This window comes from Aeromonas aquatilis, assembly GCF_054052405.1.
The window spans coordinates 1-25,361 of the sequence record NZ_JBSTYP010000011.1; the positions used below are offsets into that span (position 1 = coordinate 1).

General features: G+C 57.5%; 20 protein-coding genes. 14 read left to right on the top strand and 6 right to left on the bottom strand.

The genetic code is table 11. The features are described from left to right. Positions 1-429: 429 nt before the first annotated feature. From ACW5W8_RS05670 to ACW5W8_RS05685, 4 genes are all read left to right on the top strand, one after another. Positions 430-978 (top strand): hypothetical protein, encoded by a 549-nt coding sequence (locus tag ACW5W8_RS05670; protein ID WP_498626855.1) that lies wholly within the window; start codon positions 430-432, stop codon positions 976-978. A gap of 117 nt (positions 979-1,095) precedes the next feature. Then, positions 1,096-1,641, top strand: a complete 546-nt coding sequence (locus ACW5W8_RS05675) for a hypothetical protein (RefSeq protein WP_498626856.1) — start codon at positions 1,096-1,098, stop codon at positions 1,639-1,641. A gap of 323 nt (positions 1,642-1,964) precedes the next feature. After that, positions 1,965-3,335, top strand: coding sequence for a leucine-rich repeat-containing protein kinase family protein (locus ACW5W8_RS05680; protein ID WP_498626857.1), 1,371 nt, complete (start codon positions 1,965-1,967; stop codon positions 3,333-3,335). Between the two features lie 283 nt (positions 3,336-3,618). Beyond that, a complete protein-coding gene (locus ACW5W8_RS05685) occupies positions 3,619-4,266 on the top strand; it encodes a thiopurine S-methyltransferase (RefSeq protein ID WP_498626858.1) in 648 nt (215 codons plus the stop codon). A 332-nt stretch (positions 4,267-4,598) separates the two neighbouring features. Here ACW5W8_RS05685 and ACW5W8_RS05690 read toward each other — a convergent pair whose 3' ends face one another. After that, positions 4,599-7,385, bottom strand: coding sequence for an insulinase family protein (locus ACW5W8_RS05690; RefSeq protein WP_498626859.1), 2,787 nt, complete (start codon positions 7,383-7,385; stop codon positions 4,599-4,601). 162 nt (positions 7,386-7,547) lie between these two features. Here ACW5W8_RS05690 and sixA point away from each other — a divergent pair, with 162 nt between their 5' ends. From sixA to ACW5W8_RS05705, 3 genes are all read left to right on the top strand, one after another. Beyond that, the gene (gene sixA, locus ACW5W8_RS05695) at positions 7,548-8,015 is read left to right on the top strand and encodes a phosphohistidine phosphatase SixA (RefSeq protein ID WP_498626861.1); all 468 of its coding nucleotides are present in this window, start codon (positions 7,548-7,550) and stop codon (positions 8,013-8,015) included. A 133-nt stretch (positions 8,016-8,148) separates the two neighbouring features. Further along, positions 8,149-8,355 carry a DUF1107 domain-containing protein gene (locus ACW5W8_RS05700; RefSeq protein WP_033137168.1) on the top strand — a complete coding sequence of 69 codons (207 nt, stop codon included), beginning with the start codon at positions 8,149-8,151 and terminating at the stop codon, positions 8,353-8,355. Positions 8,356-8,518: 163 nt separating this feature from the next. Beyond that, entirely contained in the window at positions 8,519-9,436 is a 918-nt protein-coding gene (locus ACW5W8_RS05705) for a DMT family transporter (RefSeq protein ID WP_498626863.1), read from the top strand. A gap of 102 nt (positions 9,437-9,538) precedes the next feature. Here ACW5W8_RS05705 and ACW5W8_RS05710 read toward each other — a convergent pair whose 3' ends face one another. Further along, the gene (locus ACW5W8_RS05710; protein ID WP_498626864.1) at positions 9,539-11,155 is read right to left on the bottom strand and encodes a peptide ABC transporter substrate-binding protein; all 1,617 of its coding nucleotides are present in this window, start codon (positions 11,153-11,155) and stop codon (positions 9,539-9,541) included. A 382-nt stretch (positions 11,156-11,537) separates the two neighbouring features. Here ACW5W8_RS05710 and fbp point away from each other — a divergent pair, with 382 nt between their 5' ends. Then, complete coding sequence (gene fbp / locus ACW5W8_RS05715; protein WP_005336993.1) at positions 11,538-12,572, top strand: class 1 fructose-bisphosphatase; 1,035 nt, start codon at positions 11,538-11,540, stop codon at positions 12,570-12,572. A gap of 246 nt (positions 12,573-12,818) precedes the next feature. Here the strand turns inward: fbp and mfd are convergent, their stop codons facing one another. Further along, positions 12,819-16,286, bottom strand: coding sequence for a transcription-repair coupling factor (mfd, locus tag ACW5W8_RS05720; protein ID WP_498626932.1), 3,468 nt, complete (start codon positions 16,284-16,286; stop codon positions 12,819-12,821). A 56-nt stretch (positions 16,287-16,342) separates the two neighbouring features. Beyond that, positions 16,343-16,918 carry a PilZ domain-containing protein gene (locus tag ACW5W8_RS05725; protein WP_498626865.1) on the bottom strand — a complete coding sequence of 192 codons (576 nt, stop codon included), beginning with the start codon at positions 16,916-16,918 and terminating at the stop codon, positions 16,343-16,345. A gap of 76 nt (positions 16,919-16,994) precedes the next feature. Here ACW5W8_RS05725 and ACW5W8_RS05730 point away from each other — a divergent pair, with 76 nt between their 5' ends. The 3 genes from ACW5W8_RS05730 (at position 16,995) to lolE (ending at position 20,258) form a co-directional block, all read left to right on the top strand. After that, on the top strand, positions 16,995-18,230 hold the full coding sequence (locus ACW5W8_RS05730; RefSeq protein WP_498626866.1) for a lipoprotein-releasing ABC transporter permease subunit: 1,236 nt from the start codon (positions 16,995-16,997) through the stop codon (positions 18,228-18,230). An 88-nt stretch (positions 18,231-18,318) separates the two neighbouring features. Beyond that, positions 18,319-19,017 (top strand): lipoprotein-releasing ABC transporter ATP-binding protein LolD, encoded by a 699-nt coding sequence (gene lolD / locus ACW5W8_RS05735; RefSeq protein ID WP_498626867.1) that lies wholly within the window; start codon positions 18,319-18,321, stop codon positions 19,015-19,017. Beyond that, positions 19,017-20,258: a lipoprotein-releasing ABC transporter permease subunit LolE gene (gene lolE / locus ACW5W8_RS05740; RefSeq protein ID WP_498626869.1), complete on the top strand. Its 1,242-nt coding sequence runs from the start codon at positions 19,017-19,019 to the stop codon at positions 20,256-20,258. The genes lolD and lolE overlap by 1 nt, the downstream gene beginning before the upstream one ends. A 90-nt stretch (positions 20,259-20,348) precedes the next feature. On the opposite strand, the gene yfbR is transcribed toward lolE, so the two are convergent. Both yfbR and ACW5W8_RS05750 read right to left on the bottom strand, forming a co-directional pair. Further along, positions 20,349-20,939: a 5'-deoxynucleotidase gene (gene yfbR / locus ACW5W8_RS05745; RefSeq protein WP_498626870.1), complete on the bottom strand. Its 591-nt coding sequence runs from the start codon at positions 20,937-20,939 to the stop codon at positions 20,349-20,351. 92 nt (positions 20,940-21,031) lie between these two features. Beyond that, positions 21,032-21,466 carry a YccF domain-containing protein gene (locus tag ACW5W8_RS05750; RefSeq protein ID WP_498626871.1) on the bottom strand — a complete coding sequence of 145 codons (435 nt, stop codon included), beginning with the start codon at positions 21,464-21,466 and terminating at the stop codon, positions 21,032-21,034. Positions 21,467-21,907: 441 nt separating this feature from the next. Between ACW5W8_RS05750 and tig the strand changes: the two genes are divergently transcribed. The 3 genes from tig to clpX all read left to right on the top strand — a co-directional run bounded on the left by tig (position 21,908) and on the right by clpX (position 25,273). Next, entirely contained in the window at positions 21,908-23,218 is a 1,311-nt protein-coding gene (tig, locus tag ACW5W8_RS05755; RefSeq protein ID WP_498626873.1) for a trigger factor, read from the top strand. Positions 23,219-23,304: 86 nt separating this feature from the next. Beyond that, complete coding sequence (clpP, locus tag ACW5W8_RS05760) at positions 23,305-23,928, top strand: ATP-dependent Clp endopeptidase proteolytic subunit ClpP (protein WP_498626874.1); 624 nt, start codon at positions 23,305-23,307, stop codon at positions 23,926-23,928. A 70-nt stretch (positions 23,929-23,998) separates the two neighbouring features. Next, the gene (gene clpX, locus ACW5W8_RS05765; RefSeq protein WP_498626875.1) at positions 23,999-25,273 is read left to right on the top strand and encodes an ATP-dependent protease ATP-binding subunit ClpX; all 1,275 of its coding nucleotides are present in this window, start codon (positions 23,999-24,001) and stop codon (positions 25,271-25,273) included. Positions 25,274-25,361: the final 88 nt, after the last annotated feature.

A 25,361-nucleotide genomic window follows, 5' to 3' on the forward strand; every position in this document is an offset into this window, starting at 1 on the left:
CTCTGAGCATGGTGCAGTCCATTTATTGACCATGCAGCAATTAGATCAAACCCCGGGATCGGCGTCCAGGGGTTTGTCAGCAGTCTGAGACGCCTTAGGGCGTCTTTTCTTTATCTACGGTCCGGCACCTCTGGTATGTGATCAGTATTGCTGTTTATTATTCAATTTGTTAATATCATTGTGTTTCATTTCGCTCATTAATCACTTCGTTTGGCAACTGTCTTTTCGGGTTGACTGGTATGTGATACCCGAGAAGAATTGCAGATGAAAAGGAGTTCATGAAATATGCATAAGATGCAAGAAAAAGATTAGTGAGTTTATTTTTTGAATGAGTTTTTGTGATTATATATTTTAAATAGGGCTATTAAAAAAGCTCTGAGAATATAACTGGAGCTAGCTTTTATCTAATTAATTCTAGAAGAACTAAGTATGGATATATTATTGGTTGCAGAGGTTCGTAATTGGTTGATGTTTGGACTAGGTGTAATTGGTGGGGTTATGGCCTTACTGACCTATTCTCGGGGGCAGAATCAGCGCAGATTAGAGAATATTTTTCGTATGATTCAGCTTTTCCGAGATACTATAACTGCACAGGATTTTGAGCAGTGGGTTAAGTTATTCAATGCTTCATCTGAGTCCTCTGGTGCAAAGGTTGGCCATTTTGTTTCCGAGGATGGGCTTCAAACCCCATTTTCAGTTTTGTATGCGGAAGGTTCGCCCGATGATGGTGCTATAGATAGAATCGCTCAGGTTTTAGATTTGGTTTCCGAACATGCATTAATATACACATTCGATCTAAGAATTTTCTATCATGAATATGGGCAGCTAATGGATACAATTCATAGATGGCTTTCTAAAGCGGTTATTTCAGATGAGAAATACTTGCTTGAAGAACTCTACCCAAATTTAAATTTGATATACGTGAAGAAAAAGATTGATCCAGATTGGAGTTGCCGTAGATATGTTTATTGCGGCTAGTAATGAGGTTTTTAATCAGTATCTTCGATATTCGAAGCTCTTACTTGGTGATTTTTCCTATATAAGCATGGAGCTGTATAGCTTCACACTTGATTATTAAAGCATGATTGAGTAATTATGAGTAAAAATAATCCTTTGGAAGTTGCATCATGGATAGCTGGTATATCTGGAGTACTACTTACTGGATATTTTCAGTTTTTCCCTAATACGTCAGATAAAGATAATTTAGTTTCTATTGATGAGCCAGAAATTAGTGAAAATCGAGTTCAAAAAGCTAAATTCTCCAACATTGAATCGGCCCAGCAAGGTGATTTTAAAAACTCTCGTGGTAGTGGCTTGGATAGTATGGATAGATCTACTTGCAAAGATGTAAAAATACTTGAAAATAAGTTCTCTCTTGCAAGAACTCTATCTACCTATGACAAACGTGATTCAGTTTATACGCAATTAATTGATGATTATTTATGTAACAAAAACCATGATTCAGCATTGAAAATTGCAGAGCAATTGTCGACTTATGAAAAACGTGATGATAATTACATGAAAATACTAAAGTCATTAGTGCTGTCTGGTGATGTTGAAGAAGCGATTAAAATCTCATCTAAAATGAGTACCTATGACAAAAGAGATGAGGCAAAAAAATATATTATTAGCGGCTTGTGATTTAACTCGGTGATAAATTTACACATTAGGTGACAGCCCACCCCGTAGGGTGCAATGAAATTGCACCTCTACTTTTGTTCCTCATACCTTGCACAAAAGCCGCTCAGCAAACGGTGCAATGCGCTGCGCTTATTGCACCCTACGTCTCTTCGTCAATTCGCTGGGGTGGTGTGGCTGGGCGCTGAGCCTTGCCAAAGCAACAAAAGGGGCGAGCTGCGCCCCGAATTCTTTATAATGCCCCCCTTTAAAACCGCCGGACCCAGGTTCGGCGCGCTGATGGCTGGCTACACCATCAGACAGATCATCAGGATTGAGACACGGTTATGCATACTCTGGAACAGCTGCGCGCAGGCGAACTGTGCGGTGCCCGCCATTTGAAGCTCTCTGAAAACCTCGCGGTTTTCCCCCACGAGATCCTGAGCCTGAAAGAGACGCTAGAGGTGCTGGATTTGACCGGTAACCAGCTGAGCACGCTCCCTGACGAGCTGGCCGGGTTTGGCAAACTGCGCATCATCTTCTGCTCCGAGAACCGCTTTACCGAGCTGCCCGAGGTGCTGGGACGCTGCCCGGCGCTCACCATGGTGGGTTTTAAGGCCAACCGGATTGCTACCGTCTCGGCCAGGGCGCTGCCTGCGGGGTTGCGCTGGCTGATCCTGACCGATAACGCAATTGAGCAGCTGCCTGATGAGTTGGGCCAGTGCGACGCTATGCAAAAGCTGATGCTGGCGGGTAACCGCCTGCGTGAGTTGCCGGCCAGCCTTGCCAACTGCCGCAATCTTGAGTTGTTGCGTATCGCCGCCAACCGCATCGAGCGCTTCCCCGAGTGGCTGCTCTCGCTGCCGCGCCTTTCATGGCTCGCTTACTCCGGCAACCCCTTTAGCGAAGGGGCGGAGGCGCGGGCTATCGATGATGCCCATGTCGCGCCCATTGCCTGGGCGGCGCTGGCGCTGGGCGAGTTGCTGGGGCAGGGAGCATCCGGCGTTATCCATCGCGCCACCCTTGTGGGTAATACTGCTGATGCAGTGACTCAGGCGAGCGATAGAGGCGTTGGCAGTCAGGTGGCGGTGAAGCTGTTCAAGGGGGCAGTGACCAGCGACGGGCTGCCCCGCTGCGAGATGGCGGTGTCGCTGGCGGCAGGCACTCATCCCAACCTTATCAAGGTGATAGGCAAGGTGGCGGATCACCCCTCCGGTATTCCGGCGCTGGTGATGGAGCTGATCGATCCGGCCTTTGCCAATCTGGCCGGGCCGCCGAGCCTGGACTCCTGCACCCGGGATGTCTATCCAGAGGAGCTGCATCTGAGTGTGCCGGATGCGCTGGCGATGGCCCACGGCATCGCCTCGGTGGCGGGCCATCTGCACCGCGCGGGCATCATGCACGGGGATCTCTACGGTCACAATATTCTGTTTACCCGCGGGTCTGACGCACCGGCTCGCGCTCTGTTGGGGGATTTTGGTGCCGCCTCTTTGTATGACCGCAGCGACCGCGAGCGGGCCGTAGGACTTGAGCGTTTGGAAGTGCGCGCCTTTGGTTGCCTGCTGGAAGAGCTGCTGGCCCATTGCGATACGCAAGACTCACCGCTCGATGGGTTGCATCAGCTCAAAGCGGCCTGCCTCTCGGAACTCCCCGCCGAACGCCCCAATTTTGCTTATATCGACCGTCAGCTGGCGGCCGCTCGCGCCACGCTGTCGTGATCTTTCTGGCGTTGGCGGGCACGTTTTGGCCTGCCAACGTCATTCCCTTCTCTCATTAATGGCTATCAATGCATGACGTATTTGCATGGATTGGTGTGCCTCTGCTCGTCATCAACGCACCCAATAGCGCCCATTGCGACAGCGAGGCGCACGGCAAGGGGACGTCTCGCCATTCGCCCGATAACACGCAGAGGCTGCGCGGCAAAAAGGGGAGGGCAGTGGGTTGCGCGGTGCCGGTTAAGTTGTGATATTGAGGCATCTTTAGTACAGAAGGGTAATAACGATGGAAGCTGCGTTTTGGCATCAGCGTTGGGAAGAGAACCGGATTGGCTTTCATCAGGCGGACTTCAACCGCTGGCTGCAATCCTGGTGGTCAGCCCAGCAAGCGAACGAGCCGGTACTGGTTCCCCTGTGCGGCAAGTCCCGTGACATGCTCTGGCTGAGCGCTCAGGGTCATCCGGTCGACGGTTTCGAGCTATCGAGCCTTGCCGTCAGTCAGTTCTTCAGTGAAAACCAGCTCGCCGCGACCGTGAGCGAAGTGGGCCCTTATCAGTGCCATCAGGTGGACAGCCTGCGCATTTTTCAGGGGGATTTTTTCGCCGCCCCCAGTCTGGGTCGCCGTTACCGGCTGGTCTATGACCGCGCGGCGCTGATCGCCCTGCCGACCGCGATGCGCCGCCAGTATGCAGCCCTGATCAGTTCGCTGGTCGAGACCGGTGGCCAGATCCTGCTGGTGACCCTTGAATATCAGCCGGAGCAGCAGAGTCAGCCCCCCTTCTCGGTGGGGGAGATGGAGGTGCGAGCCCTGTTCGAGCGCGATTTTCGTATCGAGGTGCTGGGGCGCGCCGCCGAGGTGGATCACCCGCGGGTGCTGTCGGGTCAGCTCTCTTACTTCGATGAGGTGGCCTACCGGCTGGTTCGCCGGGGCTAACGGGCAGCTAACGGGCGGGCAAAGGGTGATCTGCGCCGACAAATTGTCGGGCTGTGCGCTCTTCGCTACCTCCTTTGACGTAGATCAACGTGACTGACGGGGGGCGTGCCTAATATGAGGCTGTTTCTCAATCACTGTTGGCATTGCAAAGCGAGTATCGGGTCTGTCCCACTTGCTGATCAGCAACTCAGTGTCTGATTTTCACGCTCATGTTCACTTTTGGCGGCTTTGGTCGCAATTGTTATGGTTTTTCCAGCCGACCCTGATGGGTCGGCTTTTTATTGTCTGCGATTTGCCGTGGGAATGGAAAAACGGGGGAGTGCGAGGCCAGATCAGGCCTCGAAGGTGGCGGCATTGAGCCGAAATGCCTTGGGGTCATCGATAAACTGGCCGGTGATCCGCTCGTCATGTTCGTGCCCCTGACCATAGCTACATAGGATCAGTCGATCGGAGGTGCGCGAGCGCAGCTGGGTGATAAAGCGCACCAGATCGGCGCGGCTCAACTTGCCCACCTCATCGCAGACCCGTTCCCGCTGATCAAACCCCAGATCCTTGTTGCCGATGCTGACCCACAGCCGCTGGCCGCGACTGCGCAGATTGGCATCCCGCTCGCTCAGTTGGGCTTGCAGCCCCGCCTTGCTCTCCTGCCACTGCTGCTCGGTAAATTCGAGCATGGCCAGTGGGAAGAGGTCGATAAACTCCTCCACCGCATCGAGCAGGATCTGCGGCCCCGCCACCGGCGACTGGATATAGAAGATCAGGCCCGGATGGCGATTGAGGGGCAGGTTGCCGGCGCCCACCACATAACCGAGCTGCTGGCGGGTGCGCAGCTCGTGGAAGAAGGTGGAGGACATGATGTGGTTCGCCAGAGTGAAGCAGGCGAGATCTCGCGCTCGGGTGGTGCGGGATTGGTAGTAGACCAGGAGTGCCGAGTCTTCGTGATCGCAACCCTGCTCGCGAATAAGGGTGCCCCTGTCCTGAATGGAGATGAGCGGGCGGCGGGTCTCGCCGCTCGGCTTGCTGCTGGTGCCATTGATATCGCTCAGGTGACGCTCCATCAGGGCGGCCAGCTCCAGTGCTTCGGCGGCAGTCCAGTCGCCGTGCACCAGCGCTTCGACATGCACCTCGCCAAACAGCTGGGCCACGAAGGCGGGCATCTCGGAGAGTTCGACGGTGCGCAGGTGGCGCAGCAACTGCTCGAACGGTGGGTTGTTCGGTTGCAGCAAACTGGTGAGCTGGTTAAAGAGCTGGGAGATGGGGCGCGCCTTGGACTGGTTGTCCCAGTTGCGAATGAGCTGCTCCTTGATCTCGGCGAAGCGACCCGGATCCGGATACCCCAGTGTGCGGTTGCCGAGGATCATGTCGAGCAACAGCGGCTGCTTGTCGGCAAAGCCGCTCAGGTTGATGGTAAAGCCCCCCTGATGGGCATAGATCTGGTAGCCCAGCCCCGCCAGCTCCGCCGGATAGGTGAGGGCGTTGAGGTGGTCGGCCAACAGCTCCACGGCGAGGCGCGCCATGGCGATATTGCGCGGATTTTTGACCGCATGTTCGCTATCGATGGAGATGTAGAGATTGCCCTTGGGCACGCTGAACTGGTGCTCATGGAGATGCCAGAGGCGAAAACCGGGGCGATCGATAAGGCAGGCGGGCATGTCGGCGGCAAGCTCTGGCGTGCGCGGATCGAGTCGGTTGCTGATAAAGGGGTTGGGTATGGGCAGCGCCAGCGCCGAGTCCGGTTCGCTCTGCTGCCAGCGAATTTTCTCGGCCTCGGTAATGGTCGTCACGCTGTAGGGAGTCTGATACCAGCGGGCCAGCCGATCGGTCGCCACTTCCGGCGCAGTGATGGTGATACGCAAATTGTGCGGGGTGAGCTTGGCGAGGAAGCGGCGGATCAGCCCCTCGTCATATTCGCGCATCATGTAGTCGCCGTAGAGCAGATCCTCAGGTTTGTAGCTAAAGAGGTTGAGCACCAACCCCGACACCGTATCGAGGGGGCGACCGCGCTCCTGAAAGCGAAACGCCGATTCGAGCACGGTCCGTTTCTCGTCATAGCGCCAGCTCTGCAGCCCTTCGCGGCCAATCAGTTTCAGATAGCCAAACAGGGCGGCGAGGATGTCGTCCACATGCTCAAGGCCCAGAGGTGTGAGGCCGAAGTTGACGCCAAAATCCTTGAAGTTGGCGCCGCTGATGCCACCGCCCGCCGAGTGCTGATTGACCCAGCCTTTCGCCTTGAGCAGGGAGAGCAGGCTGCCATCCCCCTCATAACCAATCAGATGGCTCAGGAAGGTGAGGGGCTTTTTGTCGTAAAACTCGTCCACATTGGGCAGGGGGAAGCAGAGCGACAGCTTTCGGGTCTCCTTGACCGGATTGATGTGGATGCGCACGCCGAGATCATCGAGCCGATAGAGCGGCATGGTGAGGGTCGGGGTTCCCAAATTGCGATTCAAAATGGGAGCAAAGTAGCGACAGCACCACTGCAACTGGGTATCGATGGATTCTGGCGAGATCATCACCAGCGCCATGCGGTCCGCGCTGTAGTGGCTTTCGTAAAAACGAATAAGGTCGGAGCGCAGATCCCGTCCCGGCAGATCGGCCAGGGTATCGAGATTGCCCACCGAGAATTTGGAGAAGGGGTGAGCCGGGTTGACCGTCTCTTTATGCACCTGATAGCTGCGGCGCATATCATCTTGCAGCTTGAGGCGATACTCGGAGTCGACCGCGTTGCGCTCCTTGTCCACCCACTCCGGATCAAAGGTGGGGCAGATAAAGAACTGGGCGAAGCGATCCAGCCCTGCTTCGAAGAAGCCGTTGTCGATCTCGAAGAAGAAGTTGGTGAACTCGGTGCCGGTCCAGGCGTTGTTGCTGCCGCCATGACGGCTCATAAATTGCTGGTACTCACCAGGCTTGGGGTAAGTGGCGGTGCCGAGAAACAGCATGTGTTCGAGAAAGTGAGCCATCCCCTGCCGGTCGGCGGGATCGTCAAAATGGCCGGTATTGACCGCCAGCGAGGCGGCGGATTTGTCGGTGTCGGGATCACAAATCAACAAAACCCTGAGCCGGTTGGCCAGCTCCAGAAAATGGTATTGCCGATGGTCATTGGGACTGGCATATGGGCTCATTGGCGTGTGACTCACGTTGGATTTATTTGAATTTAAACATGATTATCGACCCCGCTATCCCGTCAGGCAAACCCTTTTCTGAGAGGTAGCGCAATTGTTTCCACACCCGTGGCGGGGTAAGATCCCCCGGCTATCAAAACAGGCCCGTTGGGCGAGGTTGTAATGAAGATCTATATCATGCGTCATGGCCAGGCTGGCATGAATGCGAAAACAGATGAACAGCGTCCATTGACCGAGCAGGGTGTTGAAGAGTCTATCCAGATGGCCCGCTGGCTGGCGCCTCAGCTGATTGGCCCGCTGGATCGGGTGATCCACAGCAACTATTTGCGGGCACGCCAGACCTGGCAAGCCATATGCAGTGAATTACCTGACGCAGCAGCCGTTGAAGAGAGTGGCGACATTACCCCTTACGGTGATCCCGCTTTCGTGGCCAGCTACCTCACCACTCTGGCTGAGCAGCACGACCAGATCCTGATGGTCAGCCATCTGCCGCTGGTGGGTTATCTGGTGCAAAGCCTCTGCCCGGCCGCAGGGGCACCCATGTTCGCCACCTCGGGCATCGCCTGTATCGAGTGGCACCATGGCAAAGGAGCCTTGCTCTGGCTCGAAGGGCCGCATACAATAGGCTAAAAGTTAATAAAAAGTTATAGATTGAATTTTTTGGGAAGAGATGGGCGAATTTTTCGGATTTTTATAGTTAGTTAACGGAATTATTTCGCAGAAGCTGCTGTCATACGGATACAACTGCAAGAGGTTGCAAACGATGAGAGTGTTCAAGAAGTACCTGCCACTGATGGTGGCAAAGCACGTCAAAACCTTCTTTAAAGGTCGGATTTACATCCATGGTCGGGGGCGGTTTGATTTCCAATTCGGTTTATTGCTGATGCCGAATCCGGCGGATATTCCCCACCGCCAGACAGTCACCGAGGTCAACGAGCTGATCTCCAGATTGCACATGGATGCTGCGTGATGCGCTTCTGAACCTGTTTCTGCGCTGATATGCCCGCATTTTGCGGGCATATTTGTTTCTGGCGGCTGGCGTTCACTGCTTGCCTGTTCAGGCTCACTCCTTTGTTTATCTCCCATCGCCCCCTATACTGGCCCGCTATTGTCTCTTCGGTCAGGATCGTCTCATGCCCCTTGCCTTTCTGTTTCCCTTTTCCTGCATTGCCATCTGGGCTGGCAATGGCATCGTCAGTAAACTGGCGGTCGGTGTGTTGTCCCCGGCAGCCTTGGCCTGGTCGCGTTGGGTGGTGGCGGCGTTGGTATTAAGCCCGTTTCTGGTTCGTCGGGTATGGCGTGTTCGCGCTCGTCTTCGTGCTGGCCTTTGGCAGATCGCCATGCTGGCGCTGCTGGGCATGGTGCTCAACCAGACCTTTGGTTACTATGCGGCGCAAACCCTGGGGGCCACCGAGATGGGGCTGATGATGGGCCTGACACCCCTTTTGACTGTGCTGCTGAGCATCTGGCTATTGCGTGAGCGGCCCACCTGGGGTGCCGTGCTGGGTGCGCTGCTCTCCATCTTTGGCTTGTCTATCTTGCTGGGGCAGGGGGATCCGACCCGGCTGTTTACCCAGGGTATTCATATCGGCTCGGTCTACATGCTGCTCTCGGCGGGCACTTATGCCCTCTATAGTGTGCTGCTCAAGAAGTGGGATCTGGGGCTCGACAACTGGTCGCTGCTCTACGGTCAGGTGCTCTGCAGCGTGGTGATCCTGACCCCTTTCTTTTTGCTGGTGGATGGTCAGCTGCCAGAGTGGCGGGCGCTCTGGCTGATCTTCTATGCGGGGATCCCCGCGTCGGCACTCTGTCCCTGGCTCTGGATGCAGGGGATCACCCTGCTCGGCGCCAACCGTACCGCCATCTTTATGAACCTGTTGCCGGTCATGACGGCGGGTCTGGCTATCACCCTGTTGGGTGAGCGGCTGACCAGCTATCACCTGATCGGCGGCGGTCTGACCCTGCTGGGTGTCTTGCTGGCACAACTCTTAGTGCGTCCGGTGGTGGTGGGTCGCCGCCGGGGGGCGTTGGCACCCTGTCCCGAAGAGTAAGCTTGCGCGAACGCGTAAGTGGGCCAATGGCCCGCTGGCCGCCAATGAAAAAGCGCCTGCAGCAATGCAGGCGCTTTTTTATGGTTACATCTTCCTAGCCGGTTACTGGGCAACCAGATAGAGCTCCTTACTGTAGACCACATCCTGCGGGTTAAGGTGGGGGTAACCTTTCACGAAAGGCTTGAGCAACCTGGATTTGACCAGGAAATAGATAGGTGCGATGGGGGCATCTGCATCAATCAGCGCCTCTGCCTGTTGATACAGGGCATTGCGTTCAGCGGGATCCAGCGAGTCGTGAGCCTTGGCCAGCAGGGCGTCGTACTCCTTGTTGAACCACTTGCCGCTGTTGGCACTGCTGCTGGAGGTCATGATGTCGAGGAAGGTGGAGGCATCGTTATAATCCCCGTTCCAGCCATAGCGGCTCACGCCGAAATCCCCCTCGTTGAGGTTGGAGACCATGGTCTTCCACTCCATGTTGTTGAGGGTGGCAGTGACCCCCAGGTTGTGTTTCCACATGGAGGAGACGGCCAGCGCAATCTTTTTGTGGCTCTCGTTGGTGTTGTAGAGAATGTCCACTGTGAGTGGCTTGTCCGGGCCATATCCCGCTTCGGCCAACAGGGCTTTGGCTTGCTTGATCCGCTCCTCTTTGCTCTGCAGCTGGCTGGCCGGTTTTTTCAATTCAAAACCGTCCACAATGGGGGGCGTGAAGCTATATGCGGCAATTTGTCCCTGCCCCAGGATCTTGTCGGTGATGGTCTCCCGGTCGATGGCGAGCGAAAGCGCCTTGCGTACCTTCGGGTCATCGAACGGTTTGCGGTTCACATTGAACACATAGTAATAGCTGGCCAGTGTGGGGACGCTGACCAGTTCTTCCGGGCTCTGACTCTTGATCTGCTTGTACTGCTCCAGCGGATAAATGGTGTAGTGCAGCTCACCGGTGCGATAGCGGTTGTAGGCGGCGGTTTCGGAGACGATCTCCAGATAGACCACCTTGTTCAGGACGGTGTGCTGGTTGTTCCAGTAGTGGGTATTGCGCTCGGCACTCAGTCGTTCGTTGGGGGTCCACTCCTTGAGTATAAAGGCGCCGTTGGAGACGATATTGCCCGGTTTGACCCAATCCTTGCCGAATTTTTCAATAGTGGCCTTGGGGGCCGGGAACGTGGTGTAGTGGGCCAGCGTCTTCAGGAAGAAGGGGACCGGATTTTTCAGGGTCACCTGCAGGGTGTGCTCATCGATCGCCTTGATCCCGAGCTCTGACGGGCTCTTCTTGCCCTGGATCACCTCGCCAGCATTGACCACGCCAGTCAGCTCGATAAACCAGGCGTAGTTGGAGGCGGTTTTGGGGTCGGCAGCCCGTTGCCAGCCGTAGACATAATCGGCGGCGGTGACAGGTTCACCGTTTGACCACTTGGCCTCGGGCCTCAGCTTGAAGGTGTAGACGGTACCGGTTTTATCGACGTCGTAGCTGATAGCGCCTGCTGGCTTGATCTTGCCGCTACTATCCAGTTCATAGAGCCCTTCAAACAGATCATTAACGATGGCACTACCAGCGGTCTCTTCCACCAGCTGGGGATCGATAGTGGTGGGCTCGGTGCCGATATTGGTCACGTAGATTTGTTGGGCATCCGGCAGCAGCTTGGTACCGGCAGGCACCTGGGCAGCCCAGGCGGGAAGGGCGAAAAGTCCGGCTACCATGCCGGCAATGAGAGTCTTGTTCATTGATAATCCTTGAGTTTTATTTGCTTCCAAAGCGAAATCAGTGTGCTGGATTGGCGATCGGATCTCAAGAGGTACTGGCTGAGTAATAAACAGGTCCATCAGACTCCATTTTTTATGGCTCGAGGCCAGTCAGATCATGGCTTGCTGCAGGTTATTGCCACGAATTAAGGGGCCGAAAGTTATCGAATGAAACCGCATAAAGGGCACCAGTTACCATAAAATCAGGTGAGATAGCCTAATTATTAGGCCGCTTAATTCGCTGCAAAAACAAAAAACAGACGTTACATTAGGTTACAAATCAAGGCTGCCGGTGATCGGCATTTTTTTTGCCGATGCCTGCAAACGTTTTCAACGCCAACGGATGCGATCTAAAGGAACAAAAATGCGAAACATGATCACCATGGGTGAGTTCATCGTCAAAAAGCAGGCGGATTATCCTACCGCGACCGGCGAGCTGACCTCGTTGCTCAGCTCGATCCGCCTTGCTGCCAAGGTGGTGAACCGGGAGATCAACAAGGCGGGACTGGCGGATATCATCGGTTCCATGGGCGCTGAAAACGTACAGGGCGAGGTGCAGCAGAAGCTGGATGTCTACGCCAACGAACGCTTCAAGGCGGCGCTGGAAGCGCGCGGCGAGGTGTGCGGCATGGCCTCGGAAGAGGAAGAGGACTTCGTCGCCTTTGACTCGCCGCTCTCCAAAAACTCCAAGTATGTGGTGCTGATCGACCCGCTCGATGGCTCCTCCAATATCGACGTCAACGTCTCGGTAGGGACCATCTTCTCCATCTACCGCCGTTTGAGCCCGCAGGGTTCGCCGGTGACCCTGGAGGACTTCCTGCAACCGGGCAACCGTCAGGTCGCCGCAGGTTATGTGGTCTACGGCTCCTCCACCATGCTGGTCTACACCACCGGTTTTGGCGTCAACGGCTTTACCTACGACCCCTCCATCGGCTGCTTCTGCCTCTCCCACGAGAACATCCGCATTCCGGAAGAGGGCAAAATCTACTCCATCAACGAGGGTAACTACATCAAGTTCCCGGACGGGGTGAAGAAGTACCTCAAATATTGCCAGGAGCGCGACGAGGCGACCCACCGACCCTACACCTCCCGCTATATCGGCTCCCTGGTCTCCGATTTCCATCGCAACCTGCTCAAGGGCGGCATCTACATCTATCCGTCCGGCACCAACTCGCCGAACGGCAAGCTGCGCCTGCTCTATGAGTGCAACCCGATGGCGTTTCTGGTGGAGCAGGCAGGCGGCAAAGCCTCCGATGGCTTTGGCCGCATCATGGATATCCAGCCCACCGCGCTGCACCAGCGTACCCCCTACTTCGTGGGCTCGACCAAGATGGTGGAGCGTGCCGAGGCCTTTATGCGTGAATTCTCCGCCCATGAGGATCCAGCCAACCAGGGCTGATCGTCAGAGGTGTAGGTTGGTGCTGAGCGCAGCGAAGCCCAACATTTACCGGCGCGATGCCCTCTCCCCCTGGGATAGGGCAGGGTGAGGGGAATGGTCTTCAGTGCCCCCCTCATCCCCGACCCTTCTCCCACAAGGGGAGAAGGGAGACGCTAGTCACCAGCCAACATAAACAAAACGGGAGCCGATTTGGCTCCCGTTTTAGTTGGCATTCTCTCTCTGGCTCGCCGCTAGCACGGCAAACACTCACAGGCTGTTGTTGGCCAGATCAGCCAGCAAACCATCCACCAGTTTCAGGCGCATCGCACGATCCTGGGTCGGCACCTGGAAGCGTAGCCGGGTTGGCCCGTCCATCTTGTAGACCCGGGGCTGGCTGGAGAGCAGCTTGACCAGATAGGCCGGATTGACCTTGGTTTCTTGCGTGAAGTCGAGATAGCCACCGCGCTCGCTCATCTCCACCCGGCGAATGCCAAGGGCGGTGGCACGCTGACGGAAGGCAGCCAGCTCCAGCAGGGTTTTGGTCGCCTCCGGCAAGAGGCCGAAGCGGTCGATCAGCTCCACTTTCAGCTCTCGCAGCTCCTGCTCGTCTGCCGCGCTGGCGATCCGCTTGTACATGGAGAGGCGCATATTGACGTCCGGAATATAGTCATCCGGCAGCAGTGCAGGCAGGCGCAGCTCCACCTCGGTGTGCTGGCTCATCAGCTGCTCCAGCGACGGCTCCTTGCCATTTTTCAGCGCCTCGACCGCCTGCTCCAGCATCTCCATATAGAGGGTGAAGCCGACCGATTCGATCTGGCCGCTCTGATCGTCGCCGAGTAGTTCGCCCGCGCCACGGATCTCCAGATCGTGGGTCGCCAGCGCAAAGCCGGCGCCGAGATCTTCGAGGGAGGCGATCGCCTCCAGCCGCTTGGCCGCATCCTTGGTCATCAGCTTGGGATGGGGGGTGAGCAGGTAGGCATAGGCCTGATGGTGGGAGCGGCCAACCCGGCCCCGCAGCTGGTGCAGCTGGGCCAGACCGAGATGATCCGCCCGATCCATGATGATGGTGTTGGCGCTCGGAACGTCGATACCGGTCTCGATAATGGTGGTGCAGACCAGCAGGTTGAAGCGCTGATGGTAGAAGTCGGACATTATCCGCTCAAGGTCACGTTCGCGCATCTGGCCGTGGGCGATGCCGATGCGCGCCTCCGGCACCAGCTCCGCCAGATCGGCGGCGCACTTCTCGATGCTCTCGACATCGTTGTGCAGGTAGTAAACCTGACCACCACGCTTGAGTTCCCGCAGTACCGCCTCGCGCACCACCGCCGGTTCGTGCTGGCGCACGAAGGTCTTGATGGCGAGTCGCTTGGCGGGTGGAGTCGCGATGATGGAGAGATCCCGCATGCCCGACATCGCCATGTTGAGGGTGCGCGGAATGGGGGTGGCGGTGAGGGTGAGGATATCCACATCGGCCCGCAGCGCCTTGATCTTCTCCTTCTGGCGCACCCCGAATCTGTGCTCCTCATCGACGATGAGCAGACCCAGATCCTTGAAGGTGAGCTCGGAGCCGAGCAGCTTGTGGGTGCCGATGATGATATCCACCTTGCCCTCGGCCAGCTCCTGCATGACGCTGTTTTGCTCCTTGGCGGAGCGGAAGCGGCTCAGTACCTCGACCCGCACCGGCCAGTTGGCGAAGCGGTCGCGGAAGTTGTCGTAGTGCTGTTGCGCCAGCAGGGTGGTGGGCACCAGCACGGCAACCTGCTTGCCGCCGTGGACGGCCACAAACGCCGCCCGCATCGCCACTTCGGTCTTGCCGAAACCCACATCGCCGCATACCAGCCGATCCATGCTCTTGGCCTGACACATGTCACCCAGCACCGCGTTGATGGCGTTGAGCTGATCGTCGGTCTCCTCGAACGGGAAGCCGGCGGCAAACTGGCGGTAGGCCTCTTTGTCGTGCTTGAAGGCAAAACCGGCGCGGGCGGCGCGATGAGCGTAGACATCCAGCAGCTCTGCTGCCACGTCGCGCACCTTCTCCGCCGCCTTGCGCCGCGCCTTGCTCCAGGCTTCGCCGCCAAGTTTGTGGCTGGGCGGGTTGTCAGAGCCGGTGTAGCGGCTGATAAGGTGCAAACTGGTGACCGGCACGAATAGCTTGTCGCCGCCGGCATATTCGAGGGTCAAAAACTCGGTGGGCAGGCCACCGGCATCGATGGTCTCCAGCCCCAGATAGCGGCCGACCCCGTGATCCAGATGGACCACTGGCTGACCCTGGGTCAGCTCGCCCAGGTTTCTGATCACCGCATCGGAGCTCAGGTTCTTGCTCTTTTCCCGCGCCCGCTTGCTGCGCACCTTGCCGCCCAGCAGTTCGGTCTCGGTGATCAGCGCCAGTGGATCCTGACCGACCTCCTGCCACAGGAAGCCACGTTCAAGCGGTGCAACCAAGAGGCCGTGGCGATCCGGGCTCGCCATAAAGGCGTCGAGGGAGGGGAACTCCTTGGGTTGCAATGCGATACGCGCCAGCAGATCGCCGAGCACTTCCCGCCGCCCTTCCGACTCCACCGCAAACAGGGTGCGCCCGGCAAAGCCTTGCAGGAACTGGTTAAGCGCCAGCAGGGGTTGCTCCTTGCTGTGATCGAGTTGCAGATCGGGCAGCGCCAAGATGGGCAGATCGTGCTGACCGGCATCACCGGCGGTGGCGGCCTCTTGCAGCCGCACCGCGCCATATTGGCCAAGGGCGGCAAAAAGCTGCTCTACCGGCAGATAGAGCTGGGCCGGTGGCAGCAGGGGGCGGGTGTTGTCCCAGCGTCTGTCTTCATAACGTTGGCCGATGTCATTCCAGAAGCGTTGAGCCGCGGGGTAGATATCCCCTACGGTGAGCAGCAGGGTATCTTCCGGCAGATAGTCAAACAGGCTGGCGGTCTGGTTGAAGAAGAGCGGCAGATAATATTCGATGCCGGCGGGCCAGCGCCCCTTGCTTACCTCTTGATAGACGGAGCCCTCGGCCCGCGACAGTTCGAACTGTTCGCGGAACTGGCCGCGAAACAGCTCGATAGCCGCCTCGTCGGTGGGGAACTCCCGGGCAGGCAGCAGGCTGACCGTCTTGACCGGCTCGCTGGAGCGCTGGGTCTCGGGATCGAACGGGCGAATGGAGTCCACCTCGTCATCGAAGAAGTCGATGCGATAGGGGCTGTTGCTGCCCATCGGGAAGAGATCGAGCAGGGAGCCGCGGGCGGCAAATTCGCCATGCTCCAGCACCTGATCCACCGCCACGTAACCCGCTTCCGCCAAACGCCCTCTAAGTTGTTGCAGATTGAGGCGCTGACCGGCCTTCACCATCAGGCTGTATTTGTCGAGATAGACCCGGGGGGCACAGCGCAACATCAGGGTGGAGATGGGGACAATCAGCACCCCCTTGCTCATCTGCGGCAACTTGTAGAGGCTCTCGAGCCTTTGGGAGATGATGTCCTGATGGGGAGAGAAGGTGTCGTAGGGCAGGGTCTCCCAATCGGGGAACAGCAATACCGGCGCGGACTGATCGGCTAGCTGCTTGTCTGCCAGCAAATAGTGAAGCTCCTGCTCCAGGCGCAGGGCGCTCGGGGTATCGGCGGTGATAAGCAGTACCGGCCCCTTGGCTTCATTGGTGAGACGGGCTGCAATCAGCGAGAGGCTGCTGCCGACCAGCTGGCCGAGCGTGATCTTTTGGCCCGCTTTGGCGGGCAAGGCGGGGAGTGTCATTGGCATGGTTCGATTCTTTTAACGTTGACGTTATCTATCGCTGACGTTCGCTCTGGTTAGCGCTGACATTCTTGGGCGCGCAGTTTGAGCTGTTTCGATTGCACGTGGAGGCTGGCACGAACCAGCAGTTCACGGTCATCTTCGCGGATCCGCACATAGTCGAGCTGCACATGGGTGCCATGTTCACCGCCGTCGAGCTGTTTGACCTGGCCATAGCAGTAGATGGCGGCCGCCTCTTCCCGCAGGAAGATCTTGAGGCGCACGATCTGGTGCAGGTGCGGCGCATCCCCGTGACCATGATAGGGATGCAGATAGGTGAGCTGGCCGGCCCCGAAACGCAGGGTGTGGAAGCGCTGCTCCGGATGGTCCTGCACGGAGAGCACATAGCCCATGATCATGTCGATCTTGCGGGACTGCTGATTGACGATCTCGATCAGATCGTGCATCGACTCGTTCTGGTTGCGCAGCAGGCGAGTGGTCACCAGATCGATGGAGGTAATGGCCGAGGAGATCCGAAAGGGCTCCGGCAGCTCAGCGTCCAGCTCCTCCAGCGAGGGGAGGTGGAAGTCGGCCGGCATGGGGATCACATTGACCGGCGTGGCATGAGTGACGCTGAAGAACTGTTCCTGCATGGAGGCTATCCCTTGTTGTCATGGACGGTTTCCCTTTATTATCCGGTATCTTATTTTGTTGGCAACGTACATATCCTTGAAGACCGGACTTTTTCAGCCCCTTTCGCTGGCCATCGGCCTACGTTATGCAGGCTCGAAGCGCAGCAATCGCTTCGTCTCATTTATCTCCCTGTTCTCTACCTTTGGCATCGCCATCGGGGTCGCTGCCCTGATGGTGGTCATTTCGGTGATGAACGGTTTCGAAGGGCAGCTCAAAGGGCGCATCCTTGGGGTGATCCCCCATGTGGTGGTGACCAATCAGGCTGGCCGCATTGATGCAGACCCGCAAGGCTTGCCGGATCTGGCTAAATTACCCCATGTGGTTGCCTCTGCCCCCATGCTCGACAGCGAAGGGATGCTGCAAAGCCCAGGCCAGCTGACCGGGGTGAGCGTGCAGGGGATCGACCCTGCAAAGTGGCCCAAGGATGATATCCTGCACTCCCAGATGCTGGGGGGACGGCTCGATACCTTGCAGGCTGGTCACTACCGCATCGTGCTGGGGCAGGGGGTGGCACGCCGCCTCAATGTCTCCATCGGCGATCAGGTTCGGCTGATCCTGACCGAAGGAACTCGCTTCACCCCGTTTGGCCGGGTACCGGCCCAGCGCCTCTTTACTGTCTCCGGCATCTTCGGGGTCGGCGCCGATGTGGATAACCAGATTGCGTTGATCGCGCTGGGGGATGCCCAGCGGCTGCTGCGCCTGCCGACAGAAACCGTTGGTGGCATTCGCCTCTGGCTCGATGATCCGTTTGCGGCCGACGAGGTGATCAAGACACCGTTGCCGGATGGCTTGATATGGCAGGATTGGCGCCGCGAGCGGGGCGAGCTGTTCCAGGCGGTTGCCATGGAAAAACGGATGATGGGGCTGATGCTGGTGCTGATCATCGCCGTCGCTACCTTCAACATCCTCTCCGCGCTGGTGATGGTGGTGACGGACAAGGAGGGCGAAGTGGCCATCCTGCGCACCATGGGCATGAGTGAGTCGGGGATCGTCAAAATCTTCATGGTGCTCGGCGCCTCCAGCGGGGTGATTGGCGCCCTGTTTGGCGGACTGGCGGGCCTGGCGCTCTCCTTGGGTCTCAACCCTCTGCTCAATGCGGTGGGGCTCAACCTCTATATGGCGGCGGGCGGCAGTGGCTTGCCGGTGATTGTCGAGCCGGCTCAGGTCATCACCATCTTGCTGGGCGCCGTGCTGCTGAGCTTCAGTGCCACCCTCTATCCGGCGGCCCGCGCTGCGCGGGTGAAACCGGCCGAGGCGCTGCGTTATGAGTAATACCGTGAATAATGCATCTTCTGTTGTGACTGGTGCCCCCGTAGTTACGGGTACCAGCGTTGTTACCGAGGCAAGTGGAGCCCCTGTTATGAATGAAGCCGTATCCCGTGAACCTCTGCTGCGCTGCCAGGCGCTCAATCATGTCTATAAAGAGGGGGAGCTGGAGACTCAGGTGCTTAAGGGGATCGATCTCTGCGTCGCGCCCGGTGAAATGCTGGCAGTGGTGGGGAGTTCGGGCTCCGGCAAGACCACTCTGCTGCATCTGATGGGGGCCCTTGATAACCCCTCCAGCGGCGCCGTACTGTTCAATGGGGAGGATATTCACCATTGGGATAGCCGCACCCAAGCCCGTTTTCGCAACCGCGAGCTGGGCTTTGTCTACCAGTTCCACCACCTGCTCTCCGAGTTCAGTGCGCTGGAAAATGCGGCCATGCCGCTGCTGATCGCCGGTGAGTCGGTGGCGGTTGCCACCGAAAAGGCAACCAAGATGCTGGGGCGGGTAGGGCTCTCCCATCGTCTCAACCACAGACCGTCCGAGCTCTCCGGTGGCGAACGTCAGCGGGTGGCGATCGCCCGGGCGTTGGTCAACGAACCGAGCCTGGTGCTGGCGGATGAACCCACCGGCAATCTGGATCACGCCAGTGCCACTGCGGTGTACGAACTGTTGTGTGAACTGAATCGTGAGCTGGGCACCGCCTTTGTGGTGGTGACCCACGACTTGAGCCTGGCGGCCAAGCTCCATCGCCGGGTGACCCTGGTGAGCGGCGTGATGGCGGAGGTTGCCTGATGTTCAAACCGCTGCCCCTCTTTTTGGGCCTGCGTTACAGCCGCTCCCGCCGTCGCAACGGGTTTATCGCCTTTATCTCTGCCTCTTCCCTGATCGGTATCGCCCTCGGGGTGATGGCGCTGATTTTGGGCCTCTCCGCCATGAACGGTTTCGAGCGTGAGCTCAAAGTTCGGGTGCTCTCGGTCGTGCCGCAAGGTGAGCTGGACGCCGTCGAGCGGCCGCTGCCGGACTGGCCCCGTCTGCGTGACTACCTGCTGGCCCAGCCGGGTGTCGAGGCGGCCGCGCCGGTCATTCGCCTCAATGGCCTGCTGGAGCACGGCTCTGCCCTCAAGGGGGTGCAACTGCGCGCCGTGCTGCCCGATCTGGAAGCCAATCTGTCGGATGCCGGTAAATACATGACGGGCCGCGGCCTGCGTGAGCTGCAACCGGGCGAGCACGGGGTGATCCTCGGCAAGACCATCGCCGACAAGCTGGGGGTCAAGGTGGGGGACGCGGTCGCCCTGCTGCTGCCGCAAGGGGGCGATCAGGCCGGGATCAAGAATCCCCGGCGCGAAGCCCTGACCGTGGTAGGACTGCTGGAAATTGGTGGTCAGCTCGACGGTCTGCTCGGCTTTATGCATCTGGCCGATGCCCAGACCATCACCGGTATGGGCAGCGATGTAGAGGGCTTCAGCCTGCGGGTGAGCGATGTGCTCAAGGCGCAATCCATCACGGTAGCCGCCGCGCAGCAATTCCCCCATCACGTCTATATCCGCAGCTGGATGAACAGCCAGGGCTACCTCTATCAGGACATCCAGATGGTGCGTACCGTCATGTATGTGGTGATGCTGATGGTGGTGGCCGTCGCCTGTTTCAACATCGTCTCCACCCTGGTGATGGCGGTGAATGAGAAGCGCAGCGAGATTGCCATCCTGAAAACCATGGGGGCGAGCCCCGGCCAGATCCGGCTCACCTTCGTCATTCAGGGGATGGTCAACGGCGTGGCCGGTGCGTTGCTTGGCGCGCTGCTGGGTGGGCTGCTCTCCAGCAAGCTGACCCAGATCCTGGGGTTTATCGAAGGGGTGATTGGCCACCGCTTCCTCAATCCGGATATCTACTTCATCGACTTCTTGCCGACCGAGTTGCATATGCAGGATCTGCTCATCGTGACAGGCGCCGCCATTCTGATGAGTCTGGTGGCGACCCTCTATCCCGCTTGGCGGGCGAGCGGTCTGGTGCCCTCCCGCGAGCTGGGTCACTGATGCGATGCATTTGATCCGTCGATAAAGAACGAAGGGCCCGCCGGTGTTAAACCGGCGGGCTCTTCTGTTTTTTTGTCTGTGTGAGCGGACTTAGTGGGCGTTCAACTCATCGAGCGGCAGGGAGAAGCTGGCCACAAAGGTATCGATAAAGTAGCGCATCTCATCGCTCATCCGGGCTGTCAGCATGGCCTCGAGGCGCTTGCGAGCCGGTTCGAACTCCCGGTTGCCGGCGTTGATCTCCTCCAGACACTTGGTATAGGCACAGAGGGTGTCGGCATCTTTCACCAGCCTTGCCAGCTCCTCATCCTGTGCTCCCGAGTCGAGCAGGGGGCGAAAGTCATCGACCAGTTCTGGCGGCAGCATGGCGAGCAGGCGCTGTTCGGCGGCCAGTTCTATCTTCTTGTACTCGCGGGCAATTTCGGGGTTGAAGTATTTGACCGGGGTGGGCAGATCGCCGGTCAGCACCTCACTGCTGTCGTGGTAGAGGGCCATCACGGCGGCGCGATCGGCATTCACGTTGCCGCCAAACAGCCGGTTTTTGATGATGCCGAGGGCATGGGCCACCATGGCGACTTGCAGGCTGTGCTCGGCGATGTTTTCCGGCTGGATGTTGCGCATCAGGGGCCAGCGATAGATGAGTTTCATGCGGGCGAGATTGGCGAAAAAGTGGCTGGGTAACATGATGGCCTCAACGAAAGAGAATAGAAAAGGGCAGACCCTAGTCTGCCCTTTTTTTCGTTGCAGGGCAGCGTCTGCCCGCGCATTTCCCGCAGTTAGCGGATATAGCGACCCGATTCAGCCTCCTGGTTGGTCACAATCATCTGGCCAATGGGCGCCAGGCTGATCAGTGCCAGCTTGAGGTGCTGGATACCGAACGGGATACCGATAATGGTCACGAAGCAGGCCAGCGCGGAAGCGATGTGGCCGATGGCCAGCCAGATACCGATCAGCACGAACCAGAGAATGTTGCCAATCAGCCCCAGGGTGCCGGTGCCGATATCGCTCTGGCCAGTCATGGTCTTGCGATTGACCGCCTGCTTGCCAAAAGGGAAGAAGGTAAAGGTGCCGATCACGAAGCAGGCGCGTCCCCAGGGGATGCCGACCAGCGAGATAAAGCAGATAAGACCGGCCAGCCACCAGGCCAGGCCCATAAAGATACCTCCCAGTACAAACCAGAGCAGATTGAACAAGAAGCGGAAAAAGGCCATGTGAGTGACTCCAGATACATCAATTTGGCTGCCACCATAACGAGGGAGGGCAGGGGACGCAATGGTTGATTGGGTCAATCGCCATTTGGCTGGACAAATTAAGTCGCCGCCCGCGACAGCGGCCCGTTTTGCGGCGAAAAATGGGTAATAAATCGGCATTCGGCTGAAAAAAGGTGAACAAACGCAAAATTATCGTCACCGGATGGTTGAAGTCGGGTGCCTCTCTCCCCATATAAAGGGCAGTTTTGCACGAATTGTGCTTGCACGCCGCTCAATGTGGGGGATGTGTGGCTCGACTCGACCAAAGTGCGCCGCTATAATGCCGCGTCATATTTTCTCATCACAAAGACATATCGTTGTCTTTATAAACAGGAAGACTCCGGGCTTTGCCCAGGGGCAATAAGGGTCAGCACACAGTGCTGAGTTGAACGAGGTAGAAGAATGCAAGTTTCTGTAGAGACAACCCAGGGTCTGGAACGCCGTCTTACCATCACTGTACCGGCCGCTACCGTAGACGCCGCTGTGCGTAAAGAATTGAATGGCCTGGCCAAAACTCGTCGCATCGACGGTTTCCGTCCTGGCAAGGCTCCGGTTGCCATCATCAAGAAGATGTTCGGCGCCATGGCTCACGCCCGCGTTGCTGATGAAATGATGCAGAGCAACTTCATCAAAGCCATCATCGACAACAAACTGAGCCCGGCCGGCGCCCCGACCATGGATCCGAAAGAGATCCAGGAAGGTCAGGATTTCGAATTCACCGCCACTTTCGAAGTGTACCCGGAGTTCGAAGTTGCAGGTCTTGAGACCATCAAGGTCGAGAAGCCGGTTGCGACAGTTAAGGATGAAGATCTGGCCAACATGATCGACACCCTGCGCAAGCAGCACGCTACCTGGGCTGATGCCGATGTTGCCGCTGCCAATGGCATGCGTGTGACCATGGACTTCGTCGGTTCCATCGACGGTGAAGAGTTCGACGGCGGCAAAGCTGAAGGCTTCAACCTGGTGCTGGGCGCTGGCCGCATGATCCCGGGCTTCGAAGACGCCATCATGGGCAAGAAAGCAGGCGACGAGTTCACCATCGAAGTGACCTTCCCGGCTGACTACCACGCTGAAAACCTGAAAGGCAAAGAAGCCAAGTTCGCTTCCAAGCTGATCAAGGTTGAAGAGCAGATCCTGCCTGAGCTGACCGAAGAGTTCGTGAAGCGTTTCGGTATCGAAAGCGGTTCTGTTGAAGAGCTGAAAGCCGAAGTGCGCAAGAACATGGAGCGCGAACTGGCTCAAGCCCTGAAAAACAGCGTGAAAGAGCAGGTTCTGAACGGTCTGGTTGAAGCCAACCTGATCGACCTGCCGAAAGCCGCTGTTGCTCAAGAGATCGACACCCTGCGTCAGCAAGCTCTGCAGCGCTTCGGTGGTTTCCAGGGCGGCAACGCTCCCGAGCTGCCGGCTGAACTGTTCCAGGCTCAAGCTGAGCGTCGTGTACGCGTAGGCCTGCTGCTGGGTGATGTGATCCGCACCAACGAGATCAAGGCTGACGATGCCCGCGTAACCAGCATCATCGAGTCCATGGCGACTGCCTACGAAGATCCGAAGGAAGTGATTGAGTACTACCAGAAGAACGAACAGATGCTGAACGGCGTTCGTAACCTGGCAGTAGAAGATCAAGCCATCGACCTGATCCTGTCCAAAGCGCAAGTGACCGAAAAAGAAGTGGCCTTTGACGAAGTGATCAACAAGTCTGGCGCCGCTGCCTAAGAACATTTGACTTAAGGTCAAGACTGTTAAGTATAATGGCTCGTGTGATCTCCACTCGGGCCATTTTATTTTAGGGACAATGCCTTATGTACAAGAACTATAACGATATGACCGATTCTCCCAGCAATGCGCTGGTCCCCATCGTGGTCGAACAGACTGCCAAGGGTGAACGTTCCTACGATATTTACTCCCGTCTGCTGAAAGAGCGGGTGATCTTCCTGACTGGTCAGGTTGAAGATCACATGGCCAATCTGGTGGTGGCCCAGCTGCTGTTCCTCGAGTCCGAGAATCCGGACAAGGACATCTATATCTACATCAACTCGCCGGGTGGTTCGGTGACTGCGGGCATGTCCATCTATGACACCATGCAGTTCATCAAGCCGGATGTCAGCACCGTCTGCATGGGGCAGGCCTGCTCCATGGGGGCCTTCCTGCTGGCTGGCGGCGCCAAGGGCAAGCGTTTCTGCCTGCCTAACGCCCGCGTGATGATCCACCAGCCGCTGGGTGGCTTCCAGGGTCAGGCATCTGATATCCAGATCCACGCCCAGGAGATCCTGAAGATCAAAAATACCCTGAACGAGCGCCTGGCGTTCCACACCGGTCAGGACATGGCTACCATCGAGCGTGACACCGATCGTGACAACTTCATGTCCGCCGAGCAGGCCGTGGCCTATGGTCTGGTTGACGGTGTCCTGAGCCAGCGTGGCTGAGCAGGGTGTCCCGGTCTGTTGTAAACTCAACAGGCCGATCCATCCTCTATTGATAAAACGAGGTTGCTGAATGACAGAAAAACGCAAGGGTGAGGGTGATAAGCTGCTCTACTGCTCTTTTTGCGGCAAAAGCCAGCATGAAGTGCGCAAGCTGATCGCTGGCCCTTCCGTCTACGTATGTGATGAGTGCGTCGAGCTGTGCAACGACATCATCCGCGAAGAGATCCGCGAGATCTCGCCCAAGCGCGATGGTAACGAGCTGCCGACCCCTCATCAGATCCGCGCTCATCTCGATGACTATGTGATCGGGCAGGAGTATGCCAAGAAGGTGTTGGCCGTTGCCGTCTACAACCACTACAAGCGTCTGCGCAACAGCGGCGAAAACAGTGGTGTGGAACTGGGCAAGTCCAACATTCTGCTGATTGGCCCGACCGGTAGTGGCAAGACCCTGCTGGCCGAGACCCTGGCTCGCCTGCTTGATGTGCCGTTTACCATGGCCGATGCGACTACCTTGACCGAAGCCGGTTATGTGGGCGAGGACGTGGAGAACATCATCCAGAAGCTGCTGCAAAAGTGCGATTACGACGTAGAGAAGGCCCAGCGTGGCATCGTCTATATCGACGAGATCGACAAGATCTCCCGCAAGTCGGACAACCCCTCCATCACCCGCGATGTCTCCGGGGAAGGGGTACAACAGGCACTGCTCAAGCTGATCGAAGGGACCATCGCTTCCGTGCCGCCGCAAGGTGGTCGCAAGCATCCGCAGCAGGAGTTCTTGCAGGTTGATACCTCCAAGATCCTCTTCATCTGCGGCGGTGCCTTTGCCGGTCTGGACAAGGTGATCGAGCAGCGTTCCGTGAAGGGAACCGGTATCGGTTTTGGCGCCGAGGTGAAATCCAAGGATGCCAAGGCCACCCTGAGCGAGACCTTCGCCAAGGTGGAGCCGGAAGATCTGATCAAGTACGGTCTGATCCCCGAGTTCATCGGCCGTCTGCCGGTGGTCGCGACCCTGACCGAACTGGACGAGTCTGCGCTTATCCAGATCCTGAAAGAGCCGAAAAACGCGCTGACCAAACAGTACGCTGCGTTGTTCGATCTGGAAGGGGTCGAGCTGGAGTTCCGTGACGACGCACTCAACGCCATTGCCCGCAAGGCGATGGAGCGTAAAACCGGTGCTCGTGGTCTGCGTTCCATCGTGGAAGCCGTGCTGCTGGATACCATGTATGACCTGCCTTCTCTGGAAGGGGTCAGCAAGGTGGTGATCGACGAGACCGTGATCAAAGGGGACTCTGCGCCCTTGATGATCTACGAAAATCCCGAGACCCAGGCTGCCGCATCAGAGTAAATGTCTGATTTTTAATCAAATGGAAGGGGCTTTTTGCCCCTTCCATGCTTTTTACGGTTTCGGCGATTGAATCTCATCTCAGCGCCCC